The sequence below is a fragment of the Pseudoalteromonas sp. L23 genome, from assembly GCF_021728455.1.
Classification (GTDB): Bacteria; Pseudomonadota; Gammaproteobacteria; order Enterobacterales; family Alteromonadaceae; genus Pseudoalteromonas.
Genome location: NZ_JAKKCW010000017.1, coordinates 17,314 through 42,996, shown reverse-complemented (window position 1 = coordinate 42,996; position 25,683 = coordinate 17,314). Strand labels below are relative to the sequence as shown.

Sequence of the window (25,683 nt, the reverse complement as noted above, 5' to 3'; positions counted from 1 at the left end):
GAAAAGGATGTTCAATAAGCTCTCTACTGTTTTACTGGCATTAATACTGCTTTGCAGTTGCTCTTCACATACCGAGCTAGCACAGTTGGATATAGGTATTTCAGCTTATGAAAATAGTGACTTGATGGTCAAAATAGTGTTTGATGATAAATTTTCTCCACCTGCAGGAGCGATAGGCTGTTGTTGGGGAAATGCTCAGAAAAAAGGATCGTTTTGGGGTGCTGAAATCCCACATAAAGTGGATGTTGAATGGCGAGACTACAAGCAAGCAAAACTCTACAGAGCTTCATTCAAAGTTCAGCGGAAGAAAGCCTACCATATAATTGACGAATTGACTCCTGTTACATTTGCATCAGGACGTGTTGATGATGATGTGAATCCATTCATCATTTTTGGGTTTGGTGAAAAGGGTGAAGTAAAAATGTGGATTTCTAATGCACCGTTTGATGGCGTGGAAGGACGCATTTTAGAAGAAATTGGTTCGGCACAAGCGACTTGGGAACCCTTTGAATTAACCGATGAAATGTTTCGCTAAAAAAGTGAAAACTAGGCGTTTTATCTTGGTACTTTCTGCATGGTTGTTTACATCGGTTTATCGAATTCCACCGAAATAAATTGCTATTTGGCGCTATCTTGGGTCACATTACTGACCGCAATTAAAATAATATAACATTTAGGATTGGAATATGCGTGTTAAAGCTATCTCCGCGGCCATGGTGTTGGCCTTTTCTCAGTACGTTGCTGCCGATGAAGGCATGTGGCAACCACATCAACTACCTGAACTTGAATCTATTTTAAAGTCTAAAGGACTAGAGATTGATGCTAAGTCAATTTCAAAACTCACTGAGTTCCCGATGAATGCGGTGATTAGCTTAGGTGGCTGTACGGCGTCATTTGTCTCTCCTAAAGGTCTGGTTGTGACAAACCATCACTGTGCATACGGCTCTATTCAATACAATTCAACAACAGATAACAATATTCTTGAGAATGGCTTTTTAGCAAAACAGCCAAGTGAAGACTTGCCGGCGGCACCGGGCTCACGCGTTTATGTGACAAAAGAAGTGTCGAACGTAACGGATAAAGTTAATGCTGGGACGGACTCACTGACCGGTAAAGCACGTTTTGATGCCATTGACAGTAAGCGCAAACAGCTTGTTGCCGAGTGTGAGCAAGATGAAAGCTATCGCTGTAATGTTTATACCTTTCATGGTGGATTGGAATATTACCTCATTAAATCGCTAGAGATAAAAGACGTCCGTCTGGCATACACGCCAGCGATGGGCGTGGGCAAATATGGCGGCGATATAGATAACTGGATGTGGCCTCGTCACACTGGCGACTTTGCTTTTTACCGTGCATATGTGGGTAAAGATGGTAAACCCGCTGAGTTTTCTAAAGATAACGTACCCTACAACCCAGAGTCATTCTTGAGTGTGAGTGCAAAAGGCGTGCAAGAGGGCGACTTTGTAATGGTGACGGGTTATCCGGGTCGTACCAACCGTTATCGCATTGCTTCTGAAGTAGATTATGTGTTTAACACGGTTTACCCCATGGTACGTAAACATAACTCAAAGTATGTGGCACTAATTGAAGAAAATGCACCAGAAGGGTCGCAAGCTCGTATCGCCTATGAAAGCACCATTGCAGGTTACAACAACTACATCAAAAACTTTGGCTCTATGATTGAAAGCTTCAAAAAAGGCAGTATGTATAGCCGCAAGCAGCAATTTGAGCGCGATCTTAGCACTTGGATCAATGCCGATGCAGACCGTAAAGCAAAGTATGGCGCCGTGCTAAACGAATTGAGCGAGTTGGTTGCTCAATCTCAAGCTCATTATGAGCGTGATATGATGGTTGGCTATATCCACCGTTCGCAAATGATGTCTACTGCGCGTAAGCTTTATCGCTTGGCGGTTGAAAAACAAAAGCCTGATGCTGAGCGTGAGAGTGGTTATCAAGAACGTGATATGCCAAAAATCAAAGCGGGGCTTCAGCGTATGACGCGCCGCTATGATGAAACAGTTGATAAAGCGATTATGCTTTACTTCATGGAGCTTTATGCAGCCTTGCCAAAAGAAGCGCGTTTAACTGAAGTCGATAAGCAGCTTCAACTCGAAAGCGGCTTCAATAAAGCAAAACACCAAGCGCTGCTAGATGAGATGTATGCTAACTCTAAGCTTGCTGATGAAAAAGCCCGTCTTTGGATGTTAGATTTAGAGCTTGAGCAGTTAAATCAAAGCTCTGATCCATTCATTAAATATGCAAAAGCGATTTTTGCAGTGATGAAGCAAATCGAAGATGAAGAAAAAGAATTGACTGGTAAGCAGCAATCTGCACGTCCAGCTTTGATGGAAGCCATTATTGCTTACAACAAGTCGCAAAATAAGCCAGTTTACGCAGATGCTAATAGCACACTCCGTGTCACATACGGTACGGTAGGTGGCTACTCACCGCAAGATGGCTTAGTGGCAACGCCATTTACTTCGCTTGAAGGGTTACTGGCTAAAAATACCGATGTTGAACCATTTAACGCGCCGAAAAAGCAACAGCAGTTGATCCGCGAAAAAGTATATGGTCAATATACAGGTGGCATGAATACCGTACCGGTGAATTTCCTTTCTAACGTGGATACCACAGGTGGTAACTCAGGTTCGCCTACCTTAAACGGGAAAGCGGAGTTAGTAGGTTTACTGTTTGACGGTGTATATGAAAGCATTATTGGTGACTGGGATTACGATAAAAACCTAAACCGCTCAATTCATGTTGATTCGCGTTACATGTTATGGGTAATGGACAAGGTTGATAATGCACAAAACCTGTTAGATGAAATGAAGATAGTAAAGTAGGTCGACCTTTAGGTCGACAATCCCCCCAACGTTTAAAGGGCAGTCTTTGGGTTTAAAGGGTACCCTTTAGGTTTAAACGTTAGTCGGCCTAAAGGCCGACTAACGGGTGATATCAATTTTTCGAAAATTAATGCCGGCCATGAGGCCGACATTATTATGTTACTTTGCCATTAACTGGCGGATATACTTCACCGGAGCACTACCAAAGCTTAAGAACTCTTCGTGGAATGTCTTTAAGTCAAATTCCTTTCCAAGCTTTTGTTTTTGCGTTTCACGGAAGTCGTAAATTTCGCGATAACCAGAGTAATAGCTGGTTAATTGTACTTGGCTCAAGGTTGCACGGCGCCATTTACCTTCGGCTTCTGCACGCTCTTGGAAAGCCCCATTCATCAGCAGATCTAAGCCTTCTTCTTTGCTTATTCCTTTTACTTGGATACCGTAATCTAGGATAGTGTTACAGATCACACGTAGATTCCACTTGTAGTACATTAACCACATTTCAGGCTCAAAGTTACCATAGCCTTCTTCTAGCATCATGCGCTCAGTGTATACTGCCCATCCTTCAATCATCGCGCCATTGCTTAAGATACTCTTCACCAAAGACGGAGATTCGTTAGAGTAAACCAACTGAGTGTAATGGCCTGGCACGGCTTCATGAATATTTAGGATCTGCAGGATCCAATGGTTGTATTCACGTAGATACGATTCAGCTTGCTCGTCGCTCATTGAGTCCAGCGGAGACACGTTATAATAGGTGTTCTCCTTTTTGTCGTATGGGCCCGGAGCACTGATTGAAGCGCCAGCAAAGCCGCGCATATATTCAGGCGTTTCGCGAACAACTAGCGGCTTTTCAGGGTCTAGCGTGATGAGATCCTTTTCCATCACAAACTTTTCAAGCTCTGGAATTTGCGCCTTGATTTCGCTCACAAAGTTTTCACGCTTTACGTGTTTGACTGAAAGGTGCTTGATAAGCGTGGCAATCGCATCAATGTCAGATTTTGGGCGTGGCTTGTCAGCAAAATACGTTGGCCAGAGTTGATCAACAATCTTAACCATTTCATTAGTAACACGGGCTTTGTCGGCCATTGCCTTTTCATACATTTGCTTGGCGGTGTAGCCAGACTGAATATCAAAGGCAAATTTTTCTTCGTACAGCTTCTCACCAATTCTAAATGAGCGCGCATTACCGTTTTCGCTTAACTCTTTTTCAAGGTTGCTAAGGTAAGATACATATCCATTGATGGCAGATTTCGCGGCAGCGAAGCGCTGCTTGAATAGGGCTTTTTCCTCGGCTGTTAATAATGAAGTCGCGAGTTTATCAAGCAACTCGTCGTTTAATACACTAAATGCGCCTTGGTTTTGTGCAATCGCAAGCTGAGTATATTCGAGCGTTGGATTGTTAATATTGTTTTGTGCTGCTTCATAATACGCTGGCACATATTGAAGACGTGCTAAAACGAGCTTGAGCTTTTCGTCATCCGTTTTAAAGCGGCTATTGAGTATCGTCGCAAAGCCATAAGAAACATTGTAGTTTGACGGATTCCACTGCCAGCTTTTGAAGGTTTCAATATGCCAGATATCGCGTTTTAGGCGATTTTCAATCAAGTGATAATCGATTTTTTGACTATTGCTTAAGTTAGCAAGGTCGAACTGTTGTAACTTAGCCAGTTGCGCCTGAGAGAAGGCAACACTTGCATCACGAGTCGCTTGGGTTGGTACAGTGATAATATCGTCGTACTTGCCAAAGCCTGCCCAGAGCGACGCTTCTGGGTACTGTTTCCATAAGTCATTGATAAACTGCTGAGAAAAGTCAGCGAATTGTGCATTTGTTGCTACTGTTTGCTGTGAAGCTGAAGGCGTCGTCTCGACAGACGAAGGAGAAAGTGAGCAGCCAGTCAGGCCCATTGCCATGGCTAGCGCCATGCACAAGGCAGTCTTTTTCATTATTGTGTCCTATTTAATGGTTTTCGCTATCATAACAAGATTTTGCTTTATTTGCTTTGTCTGGCTCATCCAACCACACCGCACCGTTAGCCTCTTTGGCAACGATGTCATCGGGGTTGTAGATAGGGCATGATTTCATCGACAAACAGCCACAGCCAATGCAACCATCGACATAGTCTCTTAAACGTTGCATGTAAGCGATTTTTTCGTCCAGCTTTGCTTGCCAGGCTGTAGAAAGTTTGGCCCAGTCCGCTTTAGTTGGTGTTCTTGAGTCGGGCAGAGTATCAAGGGTTTCTTTTATCTCCCCTAGGGTTATCCCCATTTTTTGGCCAGCTTTAATAATGGCAATTCGACGCAACACATCCTTTTTATAACGGCGTTGATTACCGTTATTACGCCAACTACGAATAAGCCCTTTGTTCTCATAGAAATGCAGAGCAGACACCGCAACGTCAGCTCTTTGGGCAACCTTACCGACACTGAGGTTGGGCTCGTCTCTTAATAATTTTTCAGTTTTCATAAATTAGTACTTTACCTTAACTTAAGGTGAGGTTTTAAGGTAGCACCCAATTTATTATTAGTGCAACTGGAATTGAAGATTATGAAAACAGTCGTTATTTACTCAAGCTCAAACCCCAATGGAAATACCTACCAATCTGCAAAGGCACTAGCAGAAGAAAAAAGAGCTGAGCTCATCTATTTAGACCGTTATAAAATTGGTGAGTATTGCTACAAACACTCTCACAGTGATGATGACTTTGTTAACCTTTTTAGATGGGTACTTGGTTTTGAGCACATCATTTTTGCATCCCCCGTTTATTGGTATGCAGTGACACCCAGAATGAAGGCATTTATCGACAGAATAACCGACTTTATGGACATAGAAGCGTTAAAGCCGGAGCTTAGAACGCTACGTGAAAAGCAGTTTTCGATTTTATCAACCTCATGCCAAGAGAAAGCACCGGCACCATTTACTGAGATGCTGGTGGGAACCTTTGAATATTTGGGTATGAAATTACAAGAGCAGCGTCATGTTCATTACCCTTATGCTGATTAATCGCTGTGGATTTTGTTGGGTGGGGTTGTGTGGCGATGGCTTTTAAAGATCGCTGCGTAAAGCAGCTCCTACTCCGAAGTAAAACCAGTCTGGTAGGAGACGGTTTACCCGCCGAGCAGTTTGTGACTGGCGCGCTAACCCCCCCTTGCTGCCCGACATTTCTCAGCGGAAGTACGCACTTCCGCCTATGCGAATAGGTGCAAGGTCACACCTTGAATTCATTGACCATTTGCGAGAGTCGTTGTGACATTTCGCTTAATTGCTGGCTCGACGCTTTGGTGTGTTCAGCGCCAAGGGCGGTTTGGTTTGCCACTGTTGCGATACCACTGATGTTGTCAGTCATGTCATTAAGATCTTCGGATTGCTTTTCACTCCAAGTGGCGATATTAACGTTAATATCATGCACGGTTGCGATGGAGAGGTTGATTTGCTCTAGTGCGTGCTTACATTCTTGGCTCACTTTGAGGCTTTGTTCGGATGCTGCACGGCAGCTCTCCATTTCTTCAACGGTTGTGGCGACGCCATTGTGCAGTTTATCAATGATCGCTTGAATGTCATCGGTAGATTGTTGCGTACGCTGGGCCAGTGTTCTTACCTCATCGGCCACCACGGCAAAACCACGACCTTGTTCTCCTGCTCTCGCAGCCTCTATGGCCGCATTCAATGCTAATAAGTTAGTTTGATCTGCCACTTTTTTAATAACATCAAGTACTGCACCAATCTCGGTTGATGAGCGTTGTAGTTCGAGCACAGCTTGTTGCGCTGAGTCGACGCTACGAGAGGCATGCGCTATGACAGCCACATTTTCGTCTACATGCGTCAGCCCTTGGGTCGTCAGTGTGGTTGTCTCTGTCACTTTATCAAGCGCACGCTTTGACTCATTATTGACAGCTTGTGCCACTTGATTAAGCGATTGCATGCGGTTTTGCAGCGATTCTGTTTCACTGTTTTGTTGTCCAATACCAGCTTGGATCTGCTCGGTAATACAGGATAATTCCTCTGCTTGGGAAGCCAAAGAATGGGTGTTTTCGTTGATATCATGCAGTACATCACGAAAATGCGAGTTCATTTTATTAAATGCGATAGCCATTTGGGCAAGCTCGTCTTTTCCGTGGCTTTTCAGTGCAATGGTGAGGTCTTTTTGCGCTGAAATAAGTCCCATAGTGCGGGTGAGCTTATCCAGTGGCTTGGTAATATTTTTGCTGATCAAGCTAGAGAGAAAAATAAGTAATATCGTATAGCCGAGCGTTTCAGCAGTCATCAACATGAGGCGGTCATAAAATTGCTCTTCAACGTCTTGAAGGTAAATGCCTGTTCCAATTGCCCAGTTATAGTGCCCTAAGTTAGCAATATAAGAGAGCTTGCCCTCAAGCTCCTTTGTCCCCGGTTTTGGCCATTGATATTGGGCAAAGCCTTGTTGATTTTGATTCGCAATGACGACGAACTGGCTGAATGCTTCGCGAATAAAGCGTTCATGATGGTGAGTCATTGAGGTGCCATTGAGCAGTGGCTTAATGGGGTGTGTTACCATATTCCCATCTAGGTCAAATAAGAAGAAGTAACCTGCATCACCATAGCGTGCGGCATCAATGAGCTTTTTTATTTTTTCTTGTCTTTGTTGTGGGGTGAGCGAGGCCTCGGTGGCAACCATATTAAGTTGTGCAATTGTGGTTTCCATTAAGTTTTTTGCATTAATACGTCTTTCTTGCGTTAAGCTGTCTCGTAAAACGAGTGCTGATGAGAGTTGCACAAGGGTAATGATCACGACAGACAAAAGCAGACTGAGTCTGAGTTTATTGGGCACTTTCATCAAACCTAAGAGTTTATTCAGCTGCTTCATGAGTTCCTCTAGTAACAAAGAATTAGTTAAAATGACAGCGATGTCAGTTGGCGAGGATCATACTTAGAACGAACCAAAAATAAATAGTATGAATGAAAGATGAATGAGGCGTTAAGCCGTGCAGACGGCTATCTAATTGATAGTTAATTAAAATGTTAATATTCACGTTTTGTAAATGATTGTGAATGAGAACTATTTCTAATAAGTGTGTTTAAGTATTTTGTCTTAGGGAAGGGAGAAAGTTAGAGGTAGATTAAGAAAATTTGATATAGATCATTGCAGATATCGCTTGAATCGAATAGCGACTTTGTTATACTCGCTGCGAATTTTCAGTTTAGACTGAAAGTTCTGAACTAATCAATTCTATCAAGATAAAAACATCAGGATAATCTGTGCCACTGTTAAGCTATGCTCGACAAACTGCTACTACTAACGACACAACCTATCAAGGTTGTGCGATGACGCGTGCGCAGTTATTCGGTCGTATTTTCAGTGTGCTAAGCGCATTGATGATGTTTAACGCGGCATTATTATTCACTGGCATGCTAGGTGATGTAGCTGAATTAGAAGCACTTTTTGCAGATAATTCACTACCTGACTCTGTTTTGGTGATGCTCGGAGAGTTTTGGGCTCAGCCTATCTTGTCATTACAATTATTGATAGGTCTTTATTGGTTAGTTTTCCATACTATTTTGCCTACACGCGCTGGCGTTGTCCTGCGTAAAACGGCATTCGCCTCTACTGAGGCTATTCAACCTCAACCGGTGCCTAGCGCACATGGTTGTCGTGCTCCTCCTTTTTGATACCGCTGTCTGTTTGCGTAATCGCAATATTTGAGTCCAGGGCGTTTGATTTACGCGATTTGGATCAGCAGTCAGCAATTCAGTTTCAATTACATTAATCGGCTACTTACAGTCCTTTTAGGGAGAATTGTAAGCTTAGCAAATGTGATTGTCCGTTTACTGTATCGATTATTTGGTAAATGGTTAGTGACTGGTATCAAAGGAGCATTTCCCTTCACTAATGCATTTTCCCTGATGGATACAGTGCAATTCGAGCTTGTGCAGCATAGCTTGCACAAATAGATACTCAGCGTGCTTGAAGTTCGAGCCGCAGCTTATCGTTGAAGGGTAATCAATTGAATAAACGTAGTGTTGTGAATTATGCGTTCGCTTCATTGGGGCTTATGCTCACCGGCTGTAGTGGTGGCATTTTAGATCCCAAGGGGCAAATTGGCATGGATGAGAAGGCCTTGATCATCATTGCCACTGTACTGATGTTACTCGTTGTAGTACCAGTTATTATTCTTACCTTATATTTTGCGTGGAAGTACCGAGACGGTCGTGACCACGAGATCTATGCACCTAAATGGGCTCACTCTAACAAAATAGAAGCCGTGGTTTGGACCATTCCGATTGTGATTATTATTGTACTTGGGGTTATCACTTGGCGCTCTACACAATCACTTGATCCGTACAAGCCGTTGGAAGGTAAGGGTGAACACCTCACTGTTCAGGTGGTATCGCTAAACTGGAAGTGGTTATTTATCTATCCTGAGCAAGGCATTGCTACAGTGAATGAGTTGGTGTTTCCAGCGAATGTACCAGTGGAGTACAAAATCACTTCCGAAAGCACCATGAACTCTTTTTTCATTCCACAGCTTGGTAGCCAAATCTACTCGATGGCTGGGATGGAAACACAGCTTCACCTGATTGCCAACGAGCCGGGGACGTTCAAAGGCTTTTCTGCTAATTACAGTGGAGCGGGCTTTACGGGTATGAAGTTCGATGCCATTGCGACCAAAGATCAAGCAAGTTTTGATAACTGGGTTGCCGATGTCAAAGCAAACGGCGACGCTTTAACCGCAGGTCGTTATGCGAAGCTGGCTGAGCCTTCGGAATATCACCCCGTTGAATATTTTGGTTCGGTAGAGCAGGGCTTATTCCACACCATAGTTATGAAATACATGCAGGGCCATGGCGAAATGAGTTATTACGCCAAGCCAGAGCATGCTGCGCATCCACATCACGGCAAGGCTGAGGAGTAATTATGTCGTTGTTTGGTAAATTATCCATAGAGGCAATCCCTTATCACGAACCCATCATTATGGTGACGTTAGCTGTGGTGGCGGTTGTTGGTCTAATTGTGGCGGCAATGGTCACAAAACACAAAAAATGGGGCGTGCTGTGGCACGATTGGATTACTTCAATCGATCATAAACGCCTAGGCGTGATGTACATTATCTTGGCATTAATTATGTTAATGCGTGGTTTTGCCGACGCCATCATGATGCGTACACAGTTGGCGATGGCCACAAGCGGCGCTGCCGGTTACTTACCTCCTGAGCACTATGACCAGATCTTCACTGCACACGGGGTGATCATGATCATCTTTATGGCGATGCCATTTATGATTGGTTTGATGAATATCATCTTGCCACTGCAAATTGGTGCTAGAGATGTTGCTTTTCCGTTTTTGAATAACCTCAGTTTTTGGTTGACGGCGGGCGGGGCAATTCTGATCAACTTGTCCTTGGCATTTGGTGAGTTTGCAAAAACCGGTTGGGTGGCGTATCCGCCATTGTCGGAGTTGTCGTTTAGTCCCGGCGTCGGGGTGGATTACTATATTTGGGCACTGCAAATATCCGGGCTTGGGACATTGCTCACTGCCGTGAATTTCTTGGTAACCGTATTTAAGATGCGTGCACCTGGCATGACGCTAATGAAAATGCCTATTTTTACTTGGACTTGTACTTGGGCAAATATCCTAGTTGCTGCGTCTTTCCCAATTCTTACTGCGGTGCTGGCGATGCTAACGCTTGACCGTTATATGGATTTCCACTTCTTCACCAATGAAGCCGGTGGTAATGCCATGATGTATATCAATCTGTTCTGGGCATGGGGTCACCCTGAAGTTTATATTTTGATTTTGCCTGCGTTTGGGATTTTCTCAGAAATTATTTCAACCTTTACAGGCAAACGCCTGTTTGGCTATAAGTCGATGGTGTATGCCAGCGGTGCGATTTCTATTTTGGGCTTCATTGTTTGGCTACATCACTTCTTTACTATGGGTTCAAGCGCCAATGTTAATGCTTTCTTTGGGGTCATGACGATGGTCATTGCGGTCCCGACGGGGGTAAAACTCTTTAACTGGTTATTTACCATGTATCGCGGTCGTTTGCGGATCACGGTGCCGGTCCTTTGGACGTTAGGGTTTATGGTGACCTTTACCGTAGGTGGGATGACTGGCGTACTGCTTGCAATTCCTGGCGCGGATTATGTGCTGCACAACAGTCTTTTCCTAATTGCACATTTCCATAACACCATTATCGGTGGGGCAGTGTTTGGTTATCTAGCGGGTTTTGCTTACTGGTTCCCTAAAGTTATGGGTTACAAGCTTGATGAGCGTTGGGGGAAAGCCTCATTCTGGTGCTGGCTGGTTGGCTTTTTTGTGGCCTTTATGCCGCTTTATGTGCTCGGCTTCTTGGGCATGACACGTCGTCTTAATCATACCAACACGCCAGCGTGGAACATTTGGCTATACATCGCCTGTATTGGTGCCTTTATCATTATGTTTGGGATAATTTTCCAAGTGGTACAGCTAGTGGTGAGCTACAAAAACCGCGAGCAATTGCAAGACACCACAGGCGATCCGTGGAATGGGCATACTCTGGAATGGTCAACGGACTCTCCTCCGCAGTACTACAATTTCGCGAAAACCCCTGTAGTTGACGATATTGACGCTTGGACAGAAATGAAAGAGCAGGGACAGGCATATCAAAAGCCTGCACATTATCAGCCTATTCACATGCCAAAAAATACCCCGGCTGGAGTGCTTATCAGCGCGTCATTGACCATGTTTTGCTTTGCCATGATTTGGCATATTTGGTGGTTAGCGGCGGTGGGTTTTGTCAGTGCTATCGCGGTATTTATTAAGCGTTGTTACACCAGCGACGTTGATTATTATGTTCAGGTTGACGAGATTGAGCAGATTGAGTCTGCCCACCTTTCTCGCGCATTACAGGAGGGTTAATTCATGAGTGCAATTACTCCCGCTACGCTGCATGCGTTAGAAGATGCTCACGAGCATGCAGATCATGACACAGGTTCAAATACCGTATTCGGTTTTTGGCTATATCTGATGACGGACTGTTTGTTGTTTGCTTCGTTCTTTGCAACTTATGCCGTGTTGTACATGAACACGGCAGGCGGGGTGTCTGGCAAAGACATATTCGAGCTGGGTTTTGTTGCGGTTGAAACCGCGGCCCTACTGTTAAGTAGTATTACCTTTGGGTTTGCCATGATAGCGGCAAACAAACAGAAAAAGTCGCAAACCTTATCTTGGCTTGCGGTGACATTTGCCTTTGGTGCGGTGTTTATTGGTATGGAAGTGTATGAATTCCATCACTTAATAGTACATGGTCATGGACCGCAGCATAGTGCTTTTCTGACTTCTTTCTTCTCATTGGTGGGTCTGCACGGCATGCACGTGACGGCAGGCTTGATTTGGATGACTGTGATGATGATTGAAGTGACACGTCGTGGTCTTAAGCCACAAACGGTAACGCGTTTGAGCTGCTTAAGCTTGTTCTGGCACTTTTTAGATATCGTGTGGATCTGTGTATTTACCGTTGTTTATTTAATGGGGGCAATGTAATGAGCCATAGTGAATCTAAAGCGTTAGCACAGATGGATGTTCATGAGCATGAACACGACAGCCACGGTAGTGTGAAGTCGTATCTAATTGGTTTTGTACTATCCGTTATTTTGACAGCCATTCCTTTTGCTGCCGTGATGAGTGGAAGCTTGTCATCTAGCACGACATTTTGGACGTTAGTGACAACGGCGTTAGTGCAAATTTGGGTGCACCTGAAGTACTTTTTACACCTGAACTTTGTTACGGAAGAAGGCAAGGCAAGCACGCTTTCCTTTATCTTTAGTGCGTTGATTATTGTGATGGTAGTGGGGCTGTCGGTCTGGATCATCTACGAATCGAACGCCATGATGATGTATTAACAGGAGAGTACTCATGCTGCGTCGTTATTTTCAGGTGACAAAACCTGGGATCATTATGGGAAACTTGATTTCAGTCGCAGGAGGCTTTTTATTGGCCTCTCGAGGTGAAGTTGATTGGCTGCTATTTGCCTTGACTCTACTGGGGCTATCTTTAGTCGTTGCGTCAGGTTGTGTAGTTAACAATGTCATCGACAGGGATATCGATGCGGCAATGGCCCGTACTAAAACTCGCGTGACAGTAACTGGGGAAATTTCCTCAGTCGCTGCACTGTCACATAGTCTGGTACTCGGATTATCTGGCTTTGGGCTCTTAGCCTATTTCACCAATTGGATTGCGCTGGGTTTTGCCGCATTTGGGTTTTTTATTTATGTCGGTGTTTACAGCTTATACATGAAACGAAACTCAGTGTATGGCACGGTGGTTGGTAGCCTGTCAGGGGCAGTGCCTCCTGTGGTTGGTTACTGCGCAGTAAGCGGGGTGTTTGACTCTGGCGCTGCCATTTTATTATTGATGTTTTGTCTTTGGCAAATGCCGCACTCTTATGCCATTGCGATTTTCCGTTTTGAAGATTACCGGGCCGCGAATATTCCGGTGTTGCCAGTCGCGCAAGGTATTGAAAAGGCCAAGCATCACATTGTTTTGTATATCGCTATTTATGCACTGGTGGTGATGTTACTGCCGCTTAGCGGTTATACCGGCATAGCATTTATGGCGGTGGCCTGTACAACCAGTTTTTGGTGGTTATTGATGGCGCTAAAAGGATACCAAAGAGACTTAGATTTACATGGTTGGGCGAGGCAAGTATTTGCATTCTCAATAGCCAATATCACAGTCCTAAGTATCGCGATGGCGATTGATAATCACAGCACAGTTTCTGCGATGCTGTACTGATCGCAGATTATCCCAAAGTAACTAAAATCCAAAGGCCCACGGGGCCTTTTTTCGTTCTTATCTTATTTGTTTTACGTCGCTTGCTTTTTACCCATTTTATCTCCATATCCAGCTTATTGAGTAGATGAGAAGATAATAATGGATATAGGGATCACAGAAGTATTGTTGTTATTTACGGCGATCTTTATCGCGTCCTTTTTACTTTTTAAGGTCGTGCTATGGGCCAAAAAAATGCCAAAAGGCGCTTATCTATTTTTGGCTTTAATGCCGCTCATCTCTATTTTTCCTATTCCACCACCCGTTTTTAAAAATGTCGCTAAAGCCAAACAAGAACAACGTAAAAAAGCACCCAAATCAGAACCATAATCTCACAGGAAAATAGTTTAATGTCAGCTTCAATATTTATTGTTAACCTTACTTATGTTACCGAAATTGAACTGGTAGAGCCGCTGCTCGCCCCTCACATTGCGTTTTTAGATCGCTTCTATGCCAATGGTACTTTTATCGCCTCTGGCAGAAAAATCCCACGAACTGGTGGGGTGATTTTGGCAAAGGCGAGTAGTAAAACTGAGCTACTTGATATTGTTCGTCAAGATCCCTTTTATGTCGCCGAAGTGGCTCGGTATGACATTATCGAGTTTGTGCCAAGCAAGTTTGCATCTTGCTTTACAGAAGTGGAGAAATACCTTAATTCTTGAGTGCCCGCTTGGCCACGTCCGTATCGTGGCAGGTATAGGCCGTTGAAATAATCCCTTCGCTCAATAGAAACAGGCGCTCGACAGCGGCATCATCAGCGTCGTTGAACGATTGTTTGAGTAACGCTTTTACCGCAAGTTTGTGCCGCTGGCATAGTTGATTTATTGGATTGGTAAGCTCACCAAATTCTGCCGCCGTGTTGATAAAGTAACAACCACGGAAATCGCCCAGCACTGCCACTTTGTTATTAATCCACTGATCTAGCGCTGAAAATAGCTGCTCTGTGAGCTGTTCATTCGTTCGAGCATTTTCGAGGCAACGAGATAACCAAGATATAAATAGGTGATGCCGCTGCTCAAGTGTTGCAAGCACCAGTGCCTCTTTACTCTCAAAATGGTTGTACAGGGTTTTTTTAGCAATGCCAGATGACTTTAATACTTCGTTAATGCCAATGGCATGAATGCCATGTTGATAGAACAGGTCCATTGCGCAATCGATCAGTTGTTGTCTTTTTGTACTCATCAGTCAGCCATGTTTATTACCGTGATTATAGGTTGACAGAAGTAGACCAACTTGTCTACCATTTGCGGAGTAGACAAGTTGGTCTACTTTTTGGAAAGGGAAAGAATACAATGAGAGAAATACAACTTGCTTTAATTGCTGGAGCGGGGGCGTTTATCGCAATTGCAATATTGGCGTTTAGTCAAACGATAAGTGCTGAGCATATTTTTTTAATGGCACCTTTGGGCGCAACGGCAGTGCTGGTATTTGGTGTGCCCGAAAGTCCACTAGCGCAGCCTAAAAACGTCATCTTTGGACATATCATTACCGCAACAATCGGGATTATTTTTGCGCAGTATATCGGTGTTAACGAATTCACTTTGGCATTAGCAACGGGGCTTGGCGTATTTAGTATGTTAGTAACAAAAACCACCCACCCACCGGCTGGCGCAAATCCAATACTGATCATGTTGGCACTGGAGGGATGGAGCTTTTTATTTACGCCTGTGATTATTGGTGCAGTGGTACTCGTACTGGTTGGTAAAGCAACGTTAGCGGCTAAAACAAAGCTAACTACAATAACAGCTGCTTGATATGTTGATGTGCAGGCCTTATTCGCCTGCCTTCTCAAATATTGAGTCGCACAATCTGTTAGCTAGGTATTAGATTAGTTCATTGAAATTAATAAAAAATAAATAGCGATGACAAAATTTCATTAAGCGCGTTTTTGGGTTTCGTGCTAGCATGGCTGCAACGGAATTACTTTGTCTGATTGACCAATTGATAGCATTACATCTCTTTAGTCGGCTGTTTTATGGGGTACGTGGTGCCAAATGTACGAAAGAAGGCCTCCACCTTAAGTCGAAATCTGCTGACAGTTTCATCCCCTTTAGCGCTATGACAGTTCCACCAGCACCTCAGCGTGGTTGGCTTGCTCAAAAAGTCCTGATCAAACAGGGTCACGAGACCTATGTGTTAAGTGTTAAAAATCAAGGTGCAGATGAGTTAGTGCAACAATTGCAACGACTGTGGATTTTACACCATGGCAAGCACTTGCAAGTCAAAGTTCGTAAAATTGAGCAGTTATTAACGCGTCGATATCTTAGTCATCATAATCAAAGTTTAGTGCGTCATGTTTGCGGTGCCTTATGGTCCAGCTGGCAGCACCTAGATGACAATATCGTACCAAGTTCGTTAAAGCCTCAAGTAGCAACGGTACGAGAAATTGCAGTTTGGAATGAGCGTGATATTGCTGAGTTTCAGTCTGCTTTTGTCGAACACTACTTGGCAAAAGACGCTAACTTTTTTGACAGCATTGAATCAAATCCCCTTACGCTAGCTCAGCGTAAGGCTTGTGTGATCCAGGATGACAGGCAATTACTGCTTGCTGGCGCAGGCACGGGTAAGACAAGCGTTATCAAGGCCAAAGTTGGGTATCTCTTGCATCGTAAATTAGCTCAGGCGAATGAGCTGTTGTTGCTTGCGTATGGTAATGATGCCGCGACGGAGATGCGTCAGCGCTGTCGGCCTCTCTGTAATACCTTAAATTGCTCTACCTTTCATTCGCTTGGCATGCAGATCATCGAAGCGGTTACCGGGGAAAAGCCGACAATTTCAAATCTAGCAACGGATAAAAAACTATTTAAACAATTTATTGCAGACACCGTGCAGTCGTTGCGACAAGAAAGCCACTTTGAGCGAGATTTTGCACTATTTCTGAAAAGTTCGAGCACACAGCAAGCGTCACAGGCAATAGACCTGATAAGTCAGGTATTACCATTGATGAAGCATGCTCAAATAATGGGGGAGGTTGAGCAACTGCTGACGCAATTTAGCAATCAAATGAGTGTGATCATGCCAGTTCTTGCGGAATATCAGCTGTATTTAAGCAATGAATCTAGCATCGATTTCGATGACATGCTGGAGCGGGCTATTTATTACGTAGAGTCTGGTCAGTTTATTTCACCGTGGAAGTTCATTTTGGTCGACGAATTTCAAGACATCTCCCGTGTGCGGGCAAAGCTCATTCAGGTGCTGCTAGATAAAAAAGCCGGCTCGCAATTGTTCGCCGTTGGTGATGATTGGCAGGCTATTTATCGCTTTAGTGGTGGCGATATGCGCCTAACTACCGAGTTTACTCGGTATTTTGGTAAGTCAACGACCACATATTTGGATAAAACATTCCGTTATCCTCAAACCATTTTAGACACGGCGAGTGAGTTTATTTGCCGCAATCCAGAACAAATAACCAAGCATATCACTTCTCATACCGCAGGCGTGGCAGGGCAGGGGGTGGTGAAAGTTATGGTGGATGACGAATTGTCGCAGGCGCAACAACTGCTCAATCATATTGAGCAGCGCAACGAAGGGAAAACTTCCGTTGCCTTACTGGCAAGAAATCACAGAGCATTACCTGATAAATCAAAGATTGCGCAGTGGCGGCAGCTCTATCCAGAGCTTATTATTTCACATAACACCTTTCACGGTGCCAAAGGGTCTGAAGCAGACTTTACGATAGTATTTGGTCTCAAGCATAGAAACTTTCCGTCACAGGTAAAAACGCCAGCATTTGTCGATGCGCTTTTACCAGCACAAGGGGTATTTCCTGACGCAGAAGAGCGACGCTTATTCTATGTGGCGTTAACTAGAGCGAAGAAACAATGCTTTTTATTAGCACCAAATGATACACCTTCCTACTTTTTAGAGGAAATCGCATAATTATTAATCCCTGTTGATGGACTTGATCTTTTTGCGCCAGGCACTCATACAATTACTTGTTGAATTAAAAAATAAGCGAGGAAAGGATGAGTACGGATCTACTAAAAGACGCGTTGAAAAGATTAAACCATATAGTCGAAAAAACAGGAGTTAACGAGTCTACCTATCAAGCGTTAGCCCAGCCTCAAAGAACGCTGTCGAGCAACATTTCAATTCGTCGTGACAACGGTAAGCTTGATTATTTTAAGGCGTATCGTTGTCAATACAATGATTTGCTAGGCCCAACAAAAGGCGGAATACGCTTCCATCAAGAATCTGATATGAGTGAGGTGCAAGCTTTAGCCCTTTGGATGACACTAAAGTGTGCAGCGGTTGGCGTGCCATTTGGTGGAGGTAAAGGTGCCGTAACCGTTGATCCTAAATCACTAAGTCCCATGGAGCTTGAGCGCCTTGCTCGAGCATACATCAGAGCTAATGCTGATTTTATTGGACCCGATCAAGATATTCCTGCTCCGGATGTGTACACCAATGCTAGGATTATGGGCTGGATGATGGACGAATACGAGAAAATCGTCCGTAAAAAAAGTCCAGCCGTGATCACTGGTAAACCGCTTATTTTTGGAGGGAGTGAAGGGCGAGAGTCCGCCACGGGTCGCGGTGCATTTTTAATGATAGAGCGGCTTAGTGAAAAAAATAATTGGAATAAAGCGGAACAAACGGTAGCTATTCAAGGCTTTGGTAACGGTGGCTATCACTGTGCAAGGCTATTGCAGCAAGCGGGTTATAAAGTCGTTGCAGTAAGCGATTCAAAAGGCGGGATTTACTGTAAAGATGGCTTAGATATAGAAAGCATTTATCAAGAAAAGCAACGCAATAAGGCGCTTAAAGCCGTGTACTGTGATGATTCAGTATGTGAAAGCGTTGAACATAAAGTGCTGAGTAATGAAGAGCTGCTTGCGCTGGATGTGGACATTTTGGTGCCCGCAGCACTATCCGGCGCAATCACCCGAGATAACGCCAAAGCAGTATCAGCAAAATATATTGTCGAAATTGCCAATGGACCCATTGAGGCGGACGCCGACGAAATCTTGCATGAACAGGGCGTGATAGTTATCCCTGATATTTTAGCTAATGCCGGCGGCGTCATCGTAAGCTATTTTGAGTGGTGTCAGAATCGCCAAGGAGAGGCTTGGGACGAGCAAACTGTGCAAGATAAATTGGCGCAATATTTATCGAATGCATTTGAAGCAGCGTGGCAGCTGCGAAGTGATGAAGGGCTTGAAATGCGAGATGCCGTATACAAACTGGCATTAAAACGTATTGAGAGCGCCTTGGAAGCCCACGGGACACAATCTTACTTTGAAAATCGTGAGTAGTTTTTTAGATTGTGTCGATAAATTTATTTTGCTGTACTGTTTTCTGGTGAGTCCACATAATCGCGCTTTTGTTTGGGGGCCGGTGATACACGAACCTGCTTAGGTGTTTTCACTTAACGATTCGTGTCGACAGCGACCCTCTTATTCCGCTACTCAAGGGGCAATTCGTATGCGCGGTTGGATCATTTACAAAGACTCTGCCAGTTTGTTAAAACCTGAAATTTATGAAATAGATAGATTGATGGCGGTGGCAAAGGAAGAAGGTATTGATCTTCAAGTTTACTCACCTGATCAATTCGATCTATTGGTAACTAGAGAAGATGAAGAAAGTATTCTAATCGATGGTCAGCCGGTTGCGTTACCTGACTTTGTACTGCCGCGTATGGGTGCAGGCACGACTTACTTTACGCTTGCGATTATTCGTCACCTTGAACGTTTAGGCGTACATTGTTTTAACTCTTCGCAGTCTATCGAAACCGTAAAAGATAAGCTGTACGCGCAGCAGATCCTTGCAGAGCAAAACTTACCAACACCAAAAACCATGTTGGTTAAGTTCCCTGTAAATATTGAACTGGTAGAGAAGCAAATTGGTTTCCCAGTCGTGATTAAAACGCTGTCAGGCTCGCAGGGCAGCGGCGTATTTTTGTCTAAATCACGCGGTGAATTTGATGATTTGATGCAACTTATTGAAGCAACAAATCCAAAAGCAAATATCATTTTGCAGCGTTTTGTGAAGTCGAGTCATGGTCGAGACTTACGTGTATTGACCATTGGCGGCCGTGCTGTAGCGTGTATGGAGCGCAATTCTGGCGGTAAGAACTTTAAGGCCAACGTGAGTTTAGGTGCAAAAGGTAGCCCACACCCGATCACCCCTGAAATCGAATGGCTAGCAACACAAACTGCTAATATCCTGAATCTGGATGTCGCTGGCATCGACTTATTATTCGATGAAGAGCATTTTAAAATTTGTGAAGCAAACTCAAGTCCAGGTTTTGAGGGGCTTGAACAGGCTGTAGACATTGATGTGGCGAGAGAGATTTTACACTTTATACGCATTCGCTTAGGGATCTTTAACCGCACTGGTCAACCAAAGAAGAGCAGTAACGGTACTAAAGCGAGCAAAGAAAAAGCAGCGGAATAATAGCGCTGAGTAATAACGAAAAAGGAGCTAGGTCAAGCTCCTTTTTTGTGCGTGAAGGGCTCAAGCGCGCCTCGTAGTGCGTCGAGCTGAATAGGCTTGGACAGGAAGTTATTCATGCCAGCTTCATAACAGGCTTCCTTATCCGACTCTGAAGTATTGGCGGTCAACGCAATAATGTGCGGCCCTTGGCGTTTCTCTTTTGACAGCCTACGAATACTGCGAGTGGCTTCGAAGCCATCCATAATCGGCATGACGCAATCCATAAACACAATATCAAAGGTTTTGTCTTGGCATGATTTTACGGCTTGCTCTCCGTTATAGACTTTGTCGATGTGAGTTGCACCAAACTGATTCAGTAACTTTTCCATCACCAGTACGTTGATTTGATTATCATCTACAAGCAGGATATTACATTCTGATAAGGAAATATGCTGCTCTTCAGTCTTTTGTTCTTGTACGTCGTCGGCCTCGTCTGCAAACTCTATTGGGAAGGTAACGACAAAGGTACTTCCTTTACCCAACTCACTTTCTACCTGTACTTCGCCTTGCAACAAATTACAGAGCTCAAATACGATTGAAAGGCCAAGGCCAGTACCACCAAAATGCCGACTTACACTGGCATTGCCTTGGCTAAATGGCTGAAAAAGATGTACTTGATTGGTCTTAGCAATCCCTATGCCTGTGTCTGAGACACTTAATTGTAGAACCGGTGAAGTTTCACTTCCCAGCACGTCGGCATAAATATCGATACTACCCGTTGGTGTAAATTTGATGGCGTTACTCACGAGGTTTGCAATAATTTGTTTAACTCGCGTCGGATCTGAATAGAGCCAATTTGTACCTTTTTTATGAATATGGAAGTTAATTGAAAGCCCTTTTTCGCGACAGGCTGGACTGTACAGGCCTACAACTTGTTCGACTAACTGATGAAGATCAAACGGAGTATTGTCTAGCTTCAGGTTATTACTATTTAGCTTACTGAAGTCTAATACGTCGTTTATTAATGTGATCAACATATCTGCACTGTTGACTGCAACGCTCAGGTTGCTCTTGATTTCTTTTATGTCGGTTTCTTTTCTGCACGCTTGAAGCATACCGACTAAACCGTTCAGCGGGGTTCTTAATTCATGGCTGATTTTGGCGATAAATTCACTCCGAGTTTTAAGAAGTTGCTCCGCTTCTTCGCGCTTTTGCTCCAATGCAATACGCATTTTGACTTGTTCATCTATATCTTGAATGGCACCAAAAACCCGAACGCATTCGCTATTTTCATATTCACCTTGACCGTGAGAGGCGACCCACTTTTCGTTGCCGTTGGCATCAATAATAATGGATTCTATGTCCCATTTGGTTTTGGAGGTGATGGCGTCGTCTATGGCTTGTTTAATGTTTCCTTGATGTACGCCGGGTTTATAGAAGCTGATGGCATTGTCGAGTGTTGGTGTAAAGTTATCATCAACGCCATGAATGAGTCGCGTTTGTTGGCTCCAATACACTTTGTTCTTTTTAAAATCGACTTCCCATGAGCCAATATCAGCAAGACGGCTCATCGCTGCTAATGCTTGTGATCGGTGTTGTATCTTTTTTAACGCCTTTTGCCGAGAAATTTCAACACCAATCCATTGACCTAATAAACTTACGTAATCTAAGTGTTCCTGACTGAACGCCTGGGCTTTGGCACTAGATGCGGAAAAGTTGACGGTACCATAGCGTTTACCATCAACAATAATCGGCGCACCAATGTAGCTCTCTAGGCCAAAGTTTGCGTAGCAAGGGTGAGTGGCAATTTCGCTGATACCAGCGTGATGAAAAGACAGTGCGCTGTCAGCTTGTAAAGTGTGCCAGCAATAGGTGTTCGCCAGTTCAAAATCCGTACCTGCTAACAAAGAATTATCTGGAGTGATCACATGCCTTACTGTGTATATATCAGCTTGAATTTCACTGACGATTGCAATATCAAGCTCAAATACATCAAGGCCAAGTGTCAGCAGCGCCGTCACCTTTTCTTCAAATGTGGTGTCTTGGTTTGTGGTGATGAGGTGTAATCGTTTTAAAATACTCACAAATTTCACATTGGCAGTACAAGGCAGTTAATCACTTAACTTTAACCGCTCTTTGCTAACTTGCCAACATTAAATCGTTTGAATCTGTCGAGATAATTTCCGTTTTTCAAAGGATTATGAATAAAATAGGCGACGCGGGATTTATCACAATTTTTTAAGGCAAGTCTATGAGATACGTAGGTCTACTTTTTTTATTAATGACAACGGTCGTAAATGCACAAACACTTCGTGTTGCTACCTTTAATGTCAGTATGGAAGCAACGAACTATCAACAAAAAGGGAAAGCACTGGACTCTCAAAAGCTCAGTAAACTGCTACAGAATGGTCAACATCAACAAATCAAGAATATTGCAGAAATCATTCAGCGTGTTCGTCCAGATGTGATTCTACTCAATGAATTTGATTACATCGATGAACCAAATAAAGGTGTACAGGCATTTGTAAATAACTATCTAGCACAACCTCAAGCGGATCAGCAGCCGATATCGTACCCTTATTTTTATATTGCGCCAGTCAATACTGGATTACCAACACCGTTTGATTTAGATAATGACGGCAAGCAATCTAACTATGGCGGTGATGCCCAAGGGTTTGGTTTATATGAGGGGCAATATGGGATGGTTGTGCTGTCAAAGTACCCGATTAAAAAAGAGCAGGCCCGAACTCTGCAGACCTTTCTTTGGAAAGATATGCCAGACCATAAGGTCACAACAGACCCTGTGACGAAACAGCCTTGGTATAGTGAGCAAGAGTGGCAAAATTTGAGACTAAGCTCAAAATCTCACTGGGATCTGCCAATTGAAGTGAACGGTAAATTATTTCACCTGCTGGCGATGCATCCAACGCCTCCAGTTTTTGATGGTGAAGAGGATAGAAATGGCAACAGAAATCACGATGAGATCCGCTTAATGGCCGATTATATCGACCCTAAACGTAGCCAGTACATTTATGATGATAGTGGCGTTAAAGGTGGCCTTAAAAATGATACACGGTTTGTCATTGTCGGTGATTTAAATGCTGCCGATACAGGGGATAAACATAGACCTGGTGTGATAGAACAATTATTAGATAATCCTAGAGTATTCTCGGACTTAGCGCCAACGAGTAGAGGCGGAAGTGAACATAGCAAGGAAAGTGCGAGTCGCAGTTATACCGCACATTGGGGGGCACGCGTAGATTACGTATTACCATCCAAGTTCGGCTTTCGAGTACTTAGCAGCGGGGTTTTCTGGCCAAGCAAAGAAGATGAATTATTCCGTTTAGTGGAAAGTCGTCATGCCAGCTCCGATCACCGCCTAGTTTGGGTGGACGTGGAAGTTAAGTGAGCTCAGTGATTGGTCAACCGTGTCGCTTACTACAAATTTAAACAATGACTAACGGAACTAAACCGAAATAACCTCTAAGCTTGCGCTTAATGAATAGGAGAGTGTGATGAAAAGAATTCTATTAAGTATTGGTTTAGCGGTTTGGTTATCCGGGTGTGCTCATCATGATGATGTGCGTCCATCGTCTGATGGTGTGCATAATATTATGTTATTTTCCGACAGCCGGGATGCGGGTAGTAAAGAAGCATTAAAGCAGGCTAGGCACTATTGCAAACAAGCTGATATGGTCGCGTATGTTGTGAATCTAGATATCATTTATAACAGCGATACGCCTGAGAGTACTTATATCACGCAAAAAGGCGTAGCTAATGCCGTTGAGGCTGCCGGTATGGCGATGTGGATTTTTGGTCGAAATAGTGTCGATGATGCAGGGGCTGCAATGACCATAGGTGGAGGAATAGCCGATGGTGCGCTCGGTAAGCCTTATGATGTGCGATTAAATTTCAAATGTGGATGAATGATTAGTCAGCACGTCTAACGTCGCAACATGCTTCAATCTTCATCCTTTTTTGGATTGTTTTGAGGCGTGTTGTTTTTGGACGTTACCTTATCTTTGTCAAAAGGTGCCGTTTGCTCGTCTATTTTCTTTTTCATTTCAAATTTGGCGGAATATTTTAACAACGCAATATTGCTCCAAATCACCCCTAACACGCCAGCAATGATCAAGACCACTTGCCATGTTTCTAATTGATTGCCCATTCTAGCTCCTCAAAAAAGTCCTATTTTTTAAATTTGTCCTGAAATAGGTGAGCATTTTAGCGCGACTGTTGATATTATTCACCACCTAGTCATTTCGCGATAATTATGCTGCATATATTTACATTCTGAGGATAATAGCGCATTCATGGAACAAGTGTTAATTTGGCCTGCTCAGTATCCCATGCTGTTAAAGGGGTTAATCGAACAAAACGGTGCTTACATTCTAGATGCCATAGAGGCATGGCCGAATTGCCAACAAATGAAAGATGAGCAGGGCGTAACGACCACTGTTCTACCTCCTTTATTTTACCTCGCTTGGTTACGACCGCTAGAGCCGTTCGAAGCCTGTTATTTTCAGCATATTGATGACTATGACGATAAACAGCGTCAATACGTTAATAGCGTAATTCAACACATTGAGGAAAATGATACTGATCAGGATGAGCTAATAAAAACACTCATTCAGCGTCTTGGCCAGTACTCTAATATTCAAGCTCAGGTGCAAGAGCAAAGCTTATCGTTTGTAGAGTTGCTCTGTGACAAACATTATGAAAAAACGCTGATATGGCTACTGGAGAAAGGGCTTAAGTTTAGCGCGAAAGAAATTGTTTCTCTGTGGTGCAACAGCTCGGAGGCAACACATGCGGCACTATTGACTCATATTGATACTTGTCTGCTTGACCGAGCAGCCACGGCTAAACTAGCAACAGATAGTTTGCTGGATGGACAGCAGACTTTTGAGCTGCTTTGCACTATGTGTGACAAAGATGAAGTAACGGGTCTTTTGGAACAAGCGCTATTGTTCCAGCTAACCCAACAACAGGTGAAGCAATCAGCGATTATCACCTTAGTCACGCAGGGCGCGACAGGAACTGCGAGAGATAGCAGTGGGCGCTCAGCTATTATGTTAGCGGTTGAAAATGGCTTTGTGAGCGCGGTTGAAACCATGTTGCCGCACCATAAAGTAAATGAATTGGACGAATCGGGCAGGAACTTAATGCACTATGCGGCGGCATCGAACTCTGCAGCTATGATCGAAATGATTTTTGAACATGGTGATGACCCGACGCTTGCGGATATTCATGGCGACACCCCTTACCGTGTGGCTATGAAAAATCAGGCGCTTACTTCTAAGCAAACATTTGAGCAGCACGGTATTATCGAGCTTTCTAATGAGGCAAAGTATCAAAAAATAAAAACTGTCCATATTCTTTATGCCTTTGCTGCTATTTTGCTACCACTGCAGTTATTTTTATTCTTTACTGATGAGGTGGATGAAAAAACCATCGCAACACTTGTCACTACGGCAGCTTCTATCGCAATTTTTGTTTTTGCGAGGCGTAAACGCAGCAACCCTCTATACCCAAACAGCTCAACGCCTTGGTCACTGATCGGGGTAAATGCGTTAGCATGGCTTAGTATTGGTGTGCAGATATTGTTTTCAGTATTGGTGTTGATAGCCGTACTATCGTTGCAGTAGCTTACAGTGACGAACTAAGCTGACGGATTG

The 25,683-nt window shown here is 43.8% G+C and carries 24 protein-coding genes; 18 read left to right on the top strand and 6 right to left on the bottom strand.

Features of this window, described 5'->3' with window-relative positions:
* Positions 1-7: 7 nt before the first annotated feature.
* Positions 8-535, top strand: coding sequence for a hypothetical protein (locus L3V43_RS20480; protein ID WP_102056549.1), 528 nt, complete (start codon positions 8-10; stop codon positions 533-535).
* Positions 536-686: 151 nt separating this feature from the next.
* The gene (locus L3V43_RS20475) at positions 687-2,846 is read left to right on the top strand and encodes a S46 family peptidase (RefSeq protein ID WP_235368024.1); all 2,160 of its coding nucleotides are present in this window, start codon (positions 687-689) and stop codon (positions 2,844-2,846) included.
* Between the two features lie 159 nt (positions 2,847-3,005).
* On the opposite strand, the gene L3V43_RS20470 is transcribed toward L3V43_RS20475, so the two are convergent.
* Complete coding sequence (locus L3V43_RS20470) at positions 3,006-4,790, bottom strand: DUF885 domain-containing protein (protein WP_010606482.1); 1,785 nt, start codon at positions 4,788-4,790, stop codon at positions 3,006-3,008.
* Positions 4,791-4,803: 13 nt separating this feature from the next.
* Positions 4,804-5,310: a redox-sensitive transcriptional activator SoxR gene (gene soxR, locus L3V43_RS20465; protein WP_010375466.1), complete on the bottom strand. Its 507-nt coding sequence runs from the start codon at positions 5,308-5,310 to the stop codon at positions 4,804-4,806.
* An 81-nt stretch (positions 5,311-5,391) separates the two neighbouring features.
* Between soxR and L3V43_RS20460 the strand changes: the two genes are divergently transcribed.
* The gene (locus L3V43_RS20460) at positions 5,392-5,847 is read left to right on the top strand and encodes an NAD(P)H-dependent oxidoreductase (protein ID WP_010375468.1); all 456 of its coding nucleotides are present in this window, start codon (positions 5,392-5,394) and stop codon (positions 5,845-5,847) included.
* Between the two features lie 205 nt (positions 5,848-6,052).
* On the opposite strand, the gene L3V43_RS20455 is transcribed toward L3V43_RS20460, so the two are convergent.
* Positions 6,053-7,687: a methyl-accepting chemotaxis protein gene (locus tag L3V43_RS20455; protein ID WP_237117311.1), complete on the bottom strand. Its 1,635-nt coding sequence runs from the start codon at positions 7,685-7,687 to the stop codon at positions 6,053-6,055.
* A gap of 392 nt (positions 7,688-8,079) precedes the next feature.
* Here L3V43_RS20455 and L3V43_RS20450 point away from each other — a divergent pair, with 392 nt between their 5' ends.
* The 8 genes from L3V43_RS20450 to L3V43_RS20415 all read left to right on the top strand — a co-directional run bounded on the left by L3V43_RS20450 (position 8,080) and on the right by L3V43_RS20415 (position 14,292).
* Positions 8,080-8,490 carry a hypothetical protein gene (locus L3V43_RS20450; protein WP_235368022.1) on the top strand — a complete coding sequence of 137 codons (411 nt, stop codon included), beginning with the start codon at positions 8,080-8,082 and terminating at the stop codon, positions 8,488-8,490.
* Between the two features lie 335 nt (positions 8,491-8,825).
* Positions 8,826-9,734 carry a ubiquinol oxidase subunit II gene (cyoA, locus tag L3V43_RS20445; RefSeq protein WP_237117312.1) on the top strand — a complete coding sequence of 303 codons (909 nt, stop codon included), beginning with the start codon at positions 8,826-8,828 and terminating at the stop codon, positions 9,732-9,734.
* 2 nt (positions 9,735-9,736) lie between these two features.
* Positions 9,737-11,719 carry a cytochrome o ubiquinol oxidase subunit I gene (cyoB, locus tag L3V43_RS20440; protein WP_237117313.1) on the top strand — a complete coding sequence of 661 codons (1,983 nt, stop codon included), beginning with the start codon at positions 9,737-9,739 and terminating at the stop codon, positions 11,717-11,719.
* A gap of 3 nt (positions 11,720-11,722) precedes the next feature.
* Positions 11,723-12,343, top strand: coding sequence for a cytochrome o ubiquinol oxidase subunit III (gene cyoC, locus L3V43_RS20435; RefSeq protein ID WP_010606488.1), 621 nt, complete (start codon positions 11,723-11,725; stop codon positions 12,341-12,343).
* A complete protein-coding gene (gene cyoD / locus L3V43_RS20430; RefSeq protein WP_102056556.1) occupies positions 12,343-12,702 on the top strand; it encodes a cytochrome o ubiquinol oxidase subunit IV in 360 nt (119 codons plus the stop codon). The genes cyoC and cyoD overlap by 1 nt, the downstream gene beginning before the upstream one ends.
* 13 nt (positions 12,703-12,715) lie before the next feature.
* Complete coding sequence (gene cyoE / locus L3V43_RS20425) at positions 12,716-13,594, top strand: heme o synthase (protein WP_102056557.1); 879 nt, start codon at positions 12,716-12,718, stop codon at positions 13,592-13,594.
* A 138-nt stretch (positions 13,595-13,732) separates the two neighbouring features.
* Complete coding sequence (locus L3V43_RS20420; protein ID WP_237117314.1) at positions 13,733-13,960, top strand: hypothetical protein; 228 nt, start codon at positions 13,733-13,735, stop codon at positions 13,958-13,960.
* A 20-nt stretch (positions 13,961-13,980) separates the two neighbouring features.
* On the top strand, positions 13,981-14,292 hold the full coding sequence (locus tag L3V43_RS20415) for a YciI family protein (RefSeq protein WP_010606492.1): 312 nt from the start codon (positions 13,981-13,983) through the stop codon (positions 14,290-14,292).
* Here the strand turns inward: L3V43_RS20415 and L3V43_RS20410 are convergent.
* Positions 14,282-14,812 carry a TetR/AcrR family transcriptional regulator gene (locus L3V43_RS20410; protein WP_237117315.1) on the bottom strand — a complete coding sequence of 177 codons (531 nt, stop codon included), beginning with the start codon at positions 14,810-14,812 and terminating at the stop codon, positions 14,282-14,284. The genes L3V43_RS20415 and L3V43_RS20410 overlap by 11 nt on opposite strands.
* Before the next feature lie 110 nt (positions 14,813-14,922).
* On the opposite strand from L3V43_RS20410, the gene L3V43_RS20405 reads away from it, so the two are divergent.
* The 4 genes from L3V43_RS20405 to L3V43_RS20390 all read left to right on the top strand — a co-directional run bounded on the left by L3V43_RS20405 (position 14,923) and on the right by L3V43_RS20390 (position 20,026).
* Positions 14,923-15,384, top strand: coding sequence for an HPP family protein (locus L3V43_RS20405; protein WP_010375489.1), 462 nt, complete (start codon positions 14,923-14,925; stop codon positions 15,382-15,384).
* A 151-nt stretch (positions 15,385-15,535) separates the two neighbouring features.
* Positions 15,536-17,509, top strand: a complete 1,974-nt coding sequence (locus L3V43_RS20400; protein WP_237117316.1) for a UvrD-helicase domain-containing protein — start codon at positions 15,536-15,538, stop codon at positions 17,507-17,509.
* Positions 17,510-17,595: 86 nt separating this feature from the next.
* Entirely contained in the window at positions 17,596-18,885 is a 1,290-nt protein-coding gene (locus L3V43_RS20395; protein WP_235368016.1) for a Glu/Leu/Phe/Val dehydrogenase, read from the top strand.
* 169 nt (positions 18,886-19,054) lie between these two features.
* Positions 19,055-20,026 carry a RimK family alpha-L-glutamate ligase gene (locus tag L3V43_RS20390; RefSeq protein WP_102056561.1) on the top strand — a complete coding sequence of 324 codons (972 nt, stop codon included), beginning with the start codon at positions 19,055-19,057 and terminating at the stop codon, positions 20,024-20,026.
* 32 nt (positions 20,027-20,058) lie between these two features.
* Here the strand turns inward: L3V43_RS20390 and L3V43_RS20385 are convergent, their stop codons facing one another.
* On the bottom strand, positions 20,059-22,089 hold the full coding sequence (locus L3V43_RS20385; protein WP_237117317.1) for an ATP-binding protein: 2,031 nt from the start codon (positions 22,087-22,089) through the stop codon (positions 20,059-20,061).
* A 167-nt stretch (positions 22,090-22,256) separates the two neighbouring features.
* Here L3V43_RS20385 and L3V43_RS20380 point away from each other — a divergent pair, with 167 nt between their 5' ends.
* On the top strand, positions 22,257-23,414 hold the full coding sequence (locus tag L3V43_RS20380) for an endonuclease/exonuclease/phosphatase family protein (protein ID WP_237117318.1): 1,158 nt from the start codon (positions 22,257-22,259) through the stop codon (positions 23,412-23,414).
* A 106-nt stretch (positions 23,415-23,520) separates the two neighbouring features.
* Positions 23,521-23,931 carry a hypothetical protein gene (locus L3V43_RS20375; RefSeq protein ID WP_237117319.1) on the top strand — a complete coding sequence of 137 codons (411 nt, stop codon included), beginning with the start codon at positions 23,521-23,523 and terminating at the stop codon, positions 23,929-23,931.
* Positions 23,932-23,966: 35 nt separating this feature from the next.
* Here the strand turns inward: L3V43_RS20375 and L3V43_RS20370 are convergent, their stop codons facing one another.
* Positions 23,967-24,173 (bottom strand): DUF2897 family protein, encoded by a 207-nt coding sequence (locus L3V43_RS20370; RefSeq protein ID WP_010606500.1) that lies wholly within the window; start codon positions 24,171-24,173, stop codon positions 23,967-23,969.
* A 145-nt stretch (positions 24,174-24,318) separates the two neighbouring features.
* Here L3V43_RS20370 and L3V43_RS20365 point away from each other — a divergent pair, with 145 nt between their 5' ends.
* Positions 24,319-25,653, top strand: coding sequence for an ankyrin repeat domain-containing protein (locus L3V43_RS20365; protein WP_237117320.1), 1,335 nt, complete (start codon positions 24,319-24,321; stop codon positions 25,651-25,653).
* The last annotated feature ends 30 nt before the right edge of the window (positions 25,654-25,683 follow it).